This is a genomic window from Lentzea sp., assembly GCF_036380075.1.
GTDB lineage: Bacteria > Actinomycetota > Actinomycetes > Mycobacteriales > Pseudonocardiaceae > Lentzea.
Window position 1 is genome coordinate 1 of the sequence record NZ_DASVFL010000048.1, and the last position, 9,761, is coordinate 9,761.

6 protein-coding genes are annotated in these 9,761 nt (G+C 70.5%); 4 read left to right on the forward strand and 2 right to left on the reverse strand.

The features are described from left to right. Both VF330_RS06085 and VF330_RS06090 read right to left on the reverse strand, forming a co-directional pair. On the reverse strand, window positions 1–1,161 hold a 1,161-nt coding region (locus VF330_RS06085; RefSeq protein WP_330850507.1), incomplete at its 3' end, for an alpha-amylase family glycosyl hydrolase. A 33-nt stretch (window positions 1,162–1,194) separates the two neighbouring features. Next, a complete protein-coding gene (locus tag VF330_RS06090) occupies window positions 1,195–3,171 on the reverse strand; it encodes a maltotransferase domain-containing protein (protein WP_330850508.1) in 1,977 nt (658 codons plus the stop codon). A gap of 240 nt (window positions 3,172–3,411) precedes the next feature. Between VF330_RS06090 and VF330_RS06095 the strand changes: the two genes are divergently transcribed. From VF330_RS06095 to VF330_RS06110, 4 genes are all read left to right on the forward strand, one after another. Further along, the gene (locus VF330_RS06095; RefSeq protein WP_330850509.1) at window positions 3,412–4,992 is read left to right on the forward strand and encodes a serine/threonine-protein kinase; all 1,581 of its coding nucleotides are present in this window, start codon (window positions 3,412–3,414) and stop codon (window positions 4,990–4,992) included. Window positions 4,993–5,066: 74 nt separating this feature from the next. After that, window positions 5,067–6,377, forward strand: coding sequence for a serine/threonine-protein kinase (locus VF330_RS06100; RefSeq protein WP_330850510.1), 1,311 nt, complete (start codon window positions 5,067–5,069; stop codon window positions 6,375–6,377). Between the two features lie 144 nt (window positions 6,378–6,521). Then, window positions 6,522–9,107, forward strand: coding sequence for an alpha-glucan family phosphorylase (glgP, locus tag VF330_RS06105; protein ID WP_330850511.1), 2,586 nt, complete (start codon window positions 6,522–6,524; stop codon window positions 9,105–9,107). Between the two features lie 308 nt (window positions 9,108–9,415). After that, on the forward strand, window positions 9,416–9,761 hold a 346-nt coding region (locus VF330_RS06110; RefSeq protein ID WP_330850512.1), incomplete at its 3' end, for a hypothetical protein.

Consider the following 9,761-nt stretch of genomic DNA (forward strand, 5'->3'; position numbering starts at 1 on the left):
GATGCCGATGTTGGCCTTCATCCGCGGGTCCTTGGCGTACTCGGAGTACATGTAGTCGCGTTCTTCGTCGCTGACCATCTCGAGCGTGAGCTCGTCGTGGTTGCGCAGGAAGATGCCCCACTGGGCGTTCTCGGGGATCGCGGGCGTCTGGGCCAGGATCTCCGAGATCGGAAACCGCGACTCGCGCCGCACCGCCATGAAGATGCGCGGCATCAGCGGGAAGTGGAACGCCATGTGGCACTCGTCGCCGCCGACCTCGGGGTCGCCGAAGTACTCGACCACGTCCGACGGCCACTGGTTGGCCTCGGCGAGCAGCACCCGGCCGGGGAACTCGTCGTCGACGACCTTGCGGCACTTCTTCAGGAACTCGTGCGTGCGCGGCAGGTTCTCGCAGATCGTGCCCTCCTCCTCGAAGAGGTAGGGCACGGCGTCGAGGCGGAACCCGTCGATGCCGAGGTCGAGCCAGAACCGCAGGATGTCGAGCATCGCCTCCTGCACTTCCGGGTTCTCGTAGTTGAGGTCCGGCTGGTGGCTGAAGAAGCGGTGCCAGAAGAACTGCCCGCGCACCGGGTCGTAGGTCCAGTTCGACGACTCCGTGTCGACGAAGATGATCCGCGCGTCGCTGTAGCGCGAGTCGTCGTCGCTCCACACGTAGTAGTCGCCGTACGGGCCGTCCGGGTTCTGCCTCGACTCCTGGAACCACGGGTGCGCGTCGGAGGTGTGGTTGAGCACCAGGTCGGTGATCACCCGGATGCCGCGCCGGTGCGCCTCCTCCAGCAGGTACACGAAGTCCTCGACGGTGCCGAACTCCGGCAGCACGGCCCGGAAGTCGCTGATGTCGTACCCGCCGTCGCGCAGCGGCGAGGCGTAGAACGGCGGCAGCCAGAGGCAGTCGACGCCCAGCCACTCCAGGTAGTCGAGGCGCGACGCGAGACCTCTGAGGTCACCCGTGCCGTCGCCGTTGGAGTCGCTGAACGCGCGGACCAGCACCTCGTAGAAGACGGCGCCCTTGAACCAGCTCGGGTTCGCCGACGCCGGTTTGGCGGACTTGAAGTCCTCGGCCTGGGGTTCGACCAGCATGCCGTCGTGGTCGACGGCCTCGCCGGTGTGCGGAATGCCTTCCAGCCCGAGCGCAGCGTCGGGACGGGAGTCGTCGACCATGATGCCCACCTCGTCCGGGGGTTGTGCGGTTGATCAGCTGAAACGGCGCTGCAGGCTCACGACGTGCGCGGTGGCACGCCAGGGTTCGAGGCGGATGTAGTTGGCCTGACCCCAGTCCCACGTCTCGCCGGTGACCTCGTCGTGCGCGATCACCCGCTCGTGCCAGTCGAACCCGAGCTCCGGCAGGTCGAGGTACAGCGTCCCCTCCTGCGCGTTGTTCGGGTCGAGGCTGACCACGACGACGACCGTGTCACCCGTCTCCGGGTCCCGCTTGGAGTAGGCGACCAGCGCGTCGTTCTCGATGTTCTGGAACTTCAGCGTGCGCATCTGCTGGAGCGCCGGATGCGCCCTGCGGATGTGGTTGAGCTTGCGCAGCCACGGTTCGAGCGACCGCCCATCCGCGAGGGCGCGGGCGTAGTCGCGAGGCCTCAGCTGGTACTTCTCGGAGTTGAGGTACTCCTCGCTGCCGGGCTTCACGGCCTGGTGCTCGAACAGCTCGTAGCCGCTGTACACGCCCCACGTGGGGGCCAGCGTGGCCGCGAGGGCCGCGCGCAGGCCGAACATCGCCGGGCCGCCGTGCTGCAGCGACTCGTGCAGGATGTCCGGGGTGTTCACGAACAGGTTCGGCCGCGCCTCGTCCCAGTGGTCGCGCAGGTCCTCGCCGAACTCGACCAGCTCCTGCTTGCCCGTCCGCCACGTGAAGTACGTGTAGGACTGGGTGAAGCCGAGCTTGGCCAGGCCGTACAGGCGGGCCGGCCGGGTGAAGGCCTCCGCCAGGAACAGCGTGTCCGGGTAGACCTCCTTGACCTTCCAGATGAGCCACATCCAGAAGTCCGGCGGCTTGGTGTGCGGGTTGTCTACCCGGAAGATCCGCACCCCGTGCTCGGCCCAGAAGAGCACCACGCGCAACACCTCGTGGTAGAGGCCCTGCGGGTCCAGGTCGAAGTTGATCGGGTAGATGTCCTGGTACTTCTTCGGCGGGTTCTCCGCGTACGCGATCGTGCCGTCCGGCAGCTGCGTGAACCACTCCGGGTGCTTGAGCACCCACGGGTGGTCCGGCGCGCACTGGAGCGCGAAGTCAAGCGCGACCTCCATGCCGAGCTCGTGCGCGCGCTCGACGAGCGCGTCGAAGTCCTCGATCGTGCCCAGCTGCGGGTGGATCGCGTCGTGCCCGCCCTCGTCCGCGCCGATCGCCCACGGTGACCCCGTGTCCTCGGGACCGGCGACGAGCGTGTTGTTGGGGCCCTTCCGGTTCACCCGGCCGATGGGGTGGATCGGCGGGAAGTAGACGACGTCGTAGCCCATCGCGGCGACGCGGTCGAGCTCCTTGGTCGCCGTGGCCAGCGTGCCGTGCACCGCCCGGCCGGTCTCGTCGATCCCGCCCGTGCTGCGCGGGAAGAACTCGTACCAGGAGCCGTACGCGGCCTTCTTCCGGTCGCACCAGATCTTGTGCGTCCTGCCCTTGGTGACCAGCTCGCGCACCGGGTGGTCGAACATGATCTTCTGGACGTCGGCGGCGAAGGCCGGCGCGACGCGCTCGGGCAACGGCCGGTCCGCGTCGCGCAGTGCGGCCACCGCGGTCGTGAGGAGTGCTCGCTCCTGCCTGCGATCGGGCCGGCGAGCCACCCGTTCGAGGAGCTGGGCACCGATCTCCAGGTCGTTCGCGAGGTCACCGGGACCCTGTCCCGCCGCGATCTTCACCTCGACGGCGTGGTTCCAGGTGGCCCACGGGTCGCTCCAGGCGTCCACGCGGAACGTCCAGGCGCCCTCGGCGTCCGGGACGATCGTGGCACCCCACCGGTCGAGGCCGACCCCGACCTCGTGCATGCGCGTCTGACGGGCGACCCGGTCGTCCGGCCCGCGCCACGTCACCGTCGCCGCGAGTCTGTCGTGCCCCTCGCGCCACACCGTGGCCTCTACCGGAACGTGTTCTCCCACAACGGCTTTGGCCGGATATCTACCAGCCGACACCACCGGGGAAACATCGTCGATACCGAGCCGTCCACTCATCGGCAGCGCCCTTCCGCCGTGTCGGTCCGCGTCGCCTGTAATCCTGCCTTGCCCGTTCAACCAGCTCATCAGCGGGTTGCCCCTAGTAGATCCGTACCCACCTGCGGTCGATCGCACACCTCCGACCGCTCCTGTGTCCAGGGTCTCCCGGCCTCGACAGGGGTGCGACCCGGCCATCTCCAGTGGACCGTTTCCGTGATGCTGACAGGGTTACAGGCGTGCTACGGGTACCGTGCCCGCGTGAACAAGGTTGGCGACCGCTACGTCCTGCTCGACCAACTCGGCGCCGGTGCGATGGGCGTCGTGTGGCGCGCGCGGGACGAATTGCTGCACCGCGACGTCGCGGTCAAGCAGCTGCTTCTCAACGAAGTTCAGCCGAACGAGTTCCACGAGGCGGTCCAGCGCGCCATGCGCGAGGGCCGGATCGCCGCGCGCCTGCAGCACCCGAACGCGATCGCGGTCTACGACGTCGTGGTCGAGGACGGCAAGCCGTGCTTGGTCATGGAGTATTTGCCGTCCCGCAACCTGTCGTCTGTGTTGAGCGAGCGCGGCACGCTGCCGGTGATGGAGGCCGCGCGGATCGGGTCGCTGGCGGCCGGCGCGCTCGCCGCCGCCCACGAGAAGGGCATCGTCCACCGCGACATCAAGCCCGGAAACGTCCTCATTGGACGCGACGGTGCCGTCAAGATCACCGATTTCGGCATTTCGCGTGCTCTGGGCGACGTGGCGGTGACGAAGACGGGCATGCTCGCGGGCACCCCGGCCTACCTGGCGCCGGAGCTGGCCCGCGGCGCCGAGCCCGCGCCGCCGTCGGACGTCTTCTCCCTCGGCGCGACGATCTACGCGATGACCGAGGGCGAACCGCCGTTCGGCAAGAGCACGAACGACCTGGGCCTGCTCTACAAGGTGGCGCGCGGCGAGACCCGCCCGCCGGCGCGCTCGGGGCCGCTGACGGGCCTGCTGACCCGCCTGCTCGCCAACGAGCCCTCCCAGCGCCCGACCGCGGCCCAGGCGGCGGCGGAGCTGAAGGCGATCGCGGCCGGCGTCCCGGTCCCCGCCACGCAGGTCATCCCGCCGCGGCCGATGACCCCGCCGGCCGGTACCGCGGTGATGGGCGCGGCGGGCCCCGGCACGCAGGGCCCGCGCACGATGCCCCCGCAGGGGCCGCGCACGGCACCGCCGCGCACCAGGCCGCCGGCCCCGCTGCCCGAGACCTACGACGACTACCCCGACGAGCCGGAGCCGAGGAAGAACCGCGGCCTCGCGATCGCCGCCGCGGTGCTGGGCGTCGCGCTGGTGGCCGGTCTCGTCTACCTGCTCGTGCAGGGCACCGGTGACGGCGACAGCGCCAGCCCCGGCCCGTCGACCACCGGGACCTCGCAGCAGACCACCGAGGACAAGCCCTCCCCGACCGCCGCCGAACCCACCACGACCACCCAGAAGCCGCAGCCGACGACGACCACGAGCCAGCCGCCGTCGTCGACGAAGCCGCCCGCCACCAAGTTCACCCAGGCCCAGATCGTCAGCTTCGTGAAGCAGCACTACGGCAAGCTGCCCGCCAACGTCGAGGGCGCCCGCGCCGACTGGGACCCGAAGCAGGCGCCGGGCCTCGCCTCGGAGAAGGAGTACTGGGGCGCGTACTCGAAGGTCGCCGTGAAGGGGAACCCCTCGGTGGACGCGGACGACGACGGCACGTTCAACGTGACCACCGCGCTGGAGCTGACCGCGAAGGACTCGGACAAGGTCACGGTCGTGGAGCACTCGCTGGAGATCTCGGGCAAGGGTGACAAACCGCTGATCACGGGCGAGCAGAAGGGCTGACCGGGCACTCGGCGGCGCTCGGGACCGGCGGAACCCCTCCGCGGGCGCCGCCGGTGCTTGTAGCCTGCGCAGCCGTGCGGACAGTGGCCGACAGGTACGTGTTGCTCGATCGCCTCGGCAGCGGCGCGATGGGCGTCGTGTGGCGAGCCCGCGACGGGTTGCTGGAGCGCGAGGTCGCCATCAAGCAGCTCCTGCTGCCCGACCTGGCGCCGAGACAGGTCGAGGAGGCCTGTCAGCGGGCGATGCGCGAGGGCAGGATCGCCGCGCGGCTGCACCACCCGAACGCCATCGGGGTCTTCGACGTCGTGATCGAGGACGGCAGGCCGTGCCTGGTCATGGAGTACCTGCCGTCGCGCAGCCTGTCGGAGGTGCTCAAGGAACGGGGCACGCTGCCGGCCGAGGAGGCCGCGCGGATCGGCGCGCAGGTCGTCGCCGCGCTCGCCGCGGCCCACGCGGCGGGGATCGTCCACCGCGACATCAAGCCCGGCAACGTCCTGATCGGGCACGACGGCGCCGTCAAGATCACGGACTTCGGCATCTCCCGCTCGGCGGACGACGTGTCGGTCACCAGGACGGGCGCGGTGTCGGGCACGCTCAACTACCTCGCGCCCGAGCTGGCCCGCGGCGCCGACCCCGATCCCGCGGCGGACATGTTCTCGCTCGGGGCGACGATCTACGCGATGACCGAGGGGCAGCCGCCGTTCGGCAGGGCCGAGAACGACTTCGGGCTGCTCTACAAGATCTCGACGGGCCAGGTCGTGCCACCCACCCGGTCGGGGCCGCTGACGCCGCTGCTGACGAGGCTGCTCGCGATCGAGCCCGCGGACCGGCCGACCGCCGCCGCGGTCACCGGGGAGCTGGCCGCCCTCGCCGACACCAGGCGCCGCCGGACCGGGGTCCTGGCCGCCGCGGTCGTCGCCGCGGTGCTGGTCGCCGCCGTCCTGACCGCCTCGTTCGTGCTCGACCGCGACCGGACCACCACGGCCTCCGGCACCGGCTCGACCACGCAGAGCGCGCCTCCGCAGTCCAAGGTGTTCACCACCGCCGACGTCACCGCCTTCATCGAGCAGCACTTCGCCAAGCTGCCGGGCGACACCGCCGGCGCGCGGCAGGACTGGGTGCCCGAGTTCCGGCCCGCCGAGGCGGGGGACGACCAGTTCTGGAAGCAGTGGGAGGCCGTCGGGGTCTACGGTGAACCCGTGGTCAGCAGCACCTCCTCGCAGGACGACCGCTTCGCCGTCGAGCTCGACCTGACGCTGCGCGAGCAGGGGGCGGCCGCGCGGGGAGCGCCCCAGCACGAGGTGACGTTCGCCCGCCACCGGCTCGACCTGGTGGTCCGCGAGGGCGCGCTGCTCATCGCCCACTCCCGCGACGTGACCCCGTGAGCGGACGGCTGACCCCGATCGGGTGAGCAGGTGCGGTTCCGCCTGCTCACGGCCCCTGGTCGTCTTGACCGGTTCTGCAAGTCGTTGCAGGTCTGACCGGGAACGTTGTCAGCCCCCGGAGGGCGGCAGGTAAGTTGCCCCGTCATGCGAGCACTTCGCCGGTTCACCGTCCGAGCCAGCCTCCCGGAGCCCTTGTCCGCGCTGAGCACGCTCGCCACCAACCTGCGCTGGACGTGGCACCCGCCCACGCAGGAACTCTTCGCCTCGATCGACTCCCGTGTCTGGTCCGAGGTGGGTGGCGACCCGCTGCGCCTGCTCTCCGTCGTCGACGCGGCGAAACTGGACTCACTCGCGAGAGACGAGCAGTTCCTGCTCAAGCTCCACGCGCTCGCGAGTGACCTGGAGCGCTACGTCCACGGCGCGCGCTGGTACCAGCGCCGCCAGGACGAGATCTCCGGGCGCAGGGAGCACGGGGCACCCGACACGCCGTTGCCGACGAGCGTCGCGTACTTCTCGATGGAGTTCGGCGTGCACGAGGCGCTGCCGAACTACTCGGGCGGCCTCGGCATCCTCGCGGGCGACCACCTCAAGGCGGCCTCCGACCTGGGCGTCCCGCTGATCGCGGTCGGCCTGCTCTACCGGTCCGGGTACTTCCGCCAGTCGCTGTCGCTCGACGGGTGGCAGATCGAGCACTACCCGGTGCTCGACCCGCGCGGGCTGCCGCTGGAGCTGCTCACCGAGCCGTCCGGCCTGCCGCTGCTCGTGCACGTCGCGATGCCCGGCGACCGGATGCTGCGCGCGAAGATCTGGAAGGCCCAGGTCGGGCGCATCCCGCTGCTGCTGCTCGACTCCGACGTGGAGCAGAACGACGACGACCTGCGCGGCGTCACCGACCGGCTCTACGGCGGCGACCAGAACCACCGCATCCGCCAGGAGATCCTCGCGGGCATCGGCGGCGTGCGGGCCGTCCGCACGTTCTGCGAGCTCACCGGGCACCCGCAGCCCGAGGTCTTCCACACCAACGAGGGCCACGCGGGCTTCCTCGGCCTCGAGCGGATCCGCGAGTACATCACCAACGACGGCCTCGACTTCGACCAGGCGCTCACGGCCGCGCGCGCCGGTGCCGTGTTCACCACGCACACGCCCGTGCCCGCCGGCATCGACCGCTTCCCGGTCGACCTGGTCCAGCACTACTTCGGCGCCGAGAACCTCGTCCCCGGCGTGAACACCCAGCGCATCCTCGCGCTCGGTGCCGAGGACAACCCCGGCATGTTCAACATGGCCCACATGGGCCTGCGGCTCGCCCAGCGCGCGAACGGCGTGTCCAAACTGCACGGTGAGGTCAGCCGGGACATGTTCCGCGGCCTCTGGCCGAGCTTCGACACCACCGAGGTGCCGATCGGGTCGGTCACCAACGGCGTGCACGGGCCGACGTGGGCGGCGGCCGAGATGAGCAAGCTCCTGGGTGCGTCCGAAGCGGACAACCAGACCTCGAGCTTCGGCGTCGGCACGTTCGAGCCGGTCACCGACTCCGGCTTGTGGGAGCTGCGGTCGACGTTGCGCGGCCGCCTGGTCACCGAGGTGCGCAGGCGGCTGCGCGAGTCGTGGTTGCAGCGCGGCGCGTCGGCGCTGGAGCTCGGCTGGACCGACGGCGTCTTCGACCCGGACGTGCTCACCGTGGGCTTCGCCCGGCGCGTGCCGACGTACAAGCGCCTCACGCTCATGCTGCGCGACCCGGAGCGGCTGCGGTCGCTGCTGCTGCACCCCGAACGGCCCGTGCAGCTCGTCGTCGCGGGCAAGTCGCACCCGGCCGACGACGGCGGCAAGGCGCTGATCCAGCAGATCGTGCGCTACGCCGACGACGCGGGCGTGCGGCACCGGATCGTGTTCCTGCCCGACTACGACATGTCCATGGCCCGGTACCTGTACTGGGGTTGTGACGTGTGGCTGAACAACCCGATGCGCCCCCTCGAAGCGTGCGGCACGTCCGGCATGAAGTCCGCTTTGAACGGTGGCCTCAACCTGTCCATCCGCGACGGTTGGTGGGACGAGCTGTACGACGGCTCGAACGGCTGGGCCATCCCGACCGCGGACGGCGTCAACGACCCGGTCCGCCGCGACGACCTGGAGGCCAACGCGCTGTACGAGCTCCTCGGGTCGCAGGTCGCGCCGCTGTTCTACGACCGCGGCGAGGACGGCGTGCCGACCCGCTGGATGTCGATGGTCCGGCACACGCTGGCCTCGCTCGGCCCGGTCGTGCAGGCCTCGCGCATGGTCCGCGAGTACGTCGAGACGTACTACGCGCCGGCCGCGGCGTCCGCGCAGAATGTCGTCGGCGAGGGCTACCGCGGCGCGAAGGAGCTGTCCGCGTACCGGCACCGGCTGCGCGCGTCGTGGACGCGGGTGCGGGTGCTCGACAGCGACCTGGTGCTCGGCGGCTCGTCCGTGCCGGTGCTGGGCGCGCCCGTCATCGTGCGGGCACGGGTCGAGCTCGCGGGCCTGGAACCGTCCGAAGTGGACGTCCAGGTCGTGCTCGGCAAGGTGTCGCACGACTCCGACGAGCTCAGGGACATCGTGACCGCGCCCATGAGCTACGCGGGCAACGGCAACTACGAGGCCGAGGTGCCGCTGCCGCACGCCGGCGCGCTCGGCTACACCGTGCGCGTGCTGCCGAGGCACGGCCTGCTGGCCACCCCGGCGGAGCTCGGCAGGGTCGTGCTGGCCGGCTGACCGGTCACCCGAAGTCGCTCAGGGCATCCGGTCCGCCTGCGCAGGGCGGGCTGGATGCCCTGATGCGTTCGTCTTCCTCCGCCGCCGTTCACTGGTCGTCACCTGCGCCAGGCGTGCCCACCGCCAGAAGTATTCCCTCGGACGAATGAGCCCGCTGTCGGGTGGGTGAATTCGAGATCTCCGCTGGTAGAGGTGGGTAGGCGGGCATACGCTCCGAAGCGTGGAATGAACCGCGCCGGAATTCGTCGAGGGTATTCGGGTGCGGATCCAGTGAATTGCGCATTCGCGCGTTGAGGAAGAAGGTAGCCGTGAAGAAAACGATTGCCGCATTCTCGCTCGTCGCAGCTCTGTTCACCGCCTCATCCGTTCCCGCCGCCAGTGCGGCGCCCGCGGCACCACAGCTCCCCGCCGCCTGTGCCGGACTGGTCCAGGACCTCGCGGCGAAGCTGAAGAAGACCGTCGGCAGTCTGGTGCCCGTGCCGAACGTCGGCGCGGTGACACCGATGATCGGCGACCTGCTCGGTCTCGTGGCGGCGATGCAGGGGGCGGGCTGCCTGCCGATGCCGCCCGTGAGCGCGCCGGGCGTCCCGCTGCCGGCCAAGGCCCTGGAGTACGCCGGTCCCACCGACGTGTGCCTGCCCGTCGTGCTGAACC

Coding starts and splice junctions, on each gene's coding strand:
- VF330_RS06090 (WP_330850508.1), bottom strand. CDS start 3,171: ATGAGTGGACGGCTCGGTATCGACGATGTTTCCCCGGTGGTGTCGGCT.
- glgP (WP_330850511.1), top strand. CDS start 6,522: ATGCGAGCACTTCGCCGGTTCACCGTCCGAGCCAGCCTCCCGGAGCCC.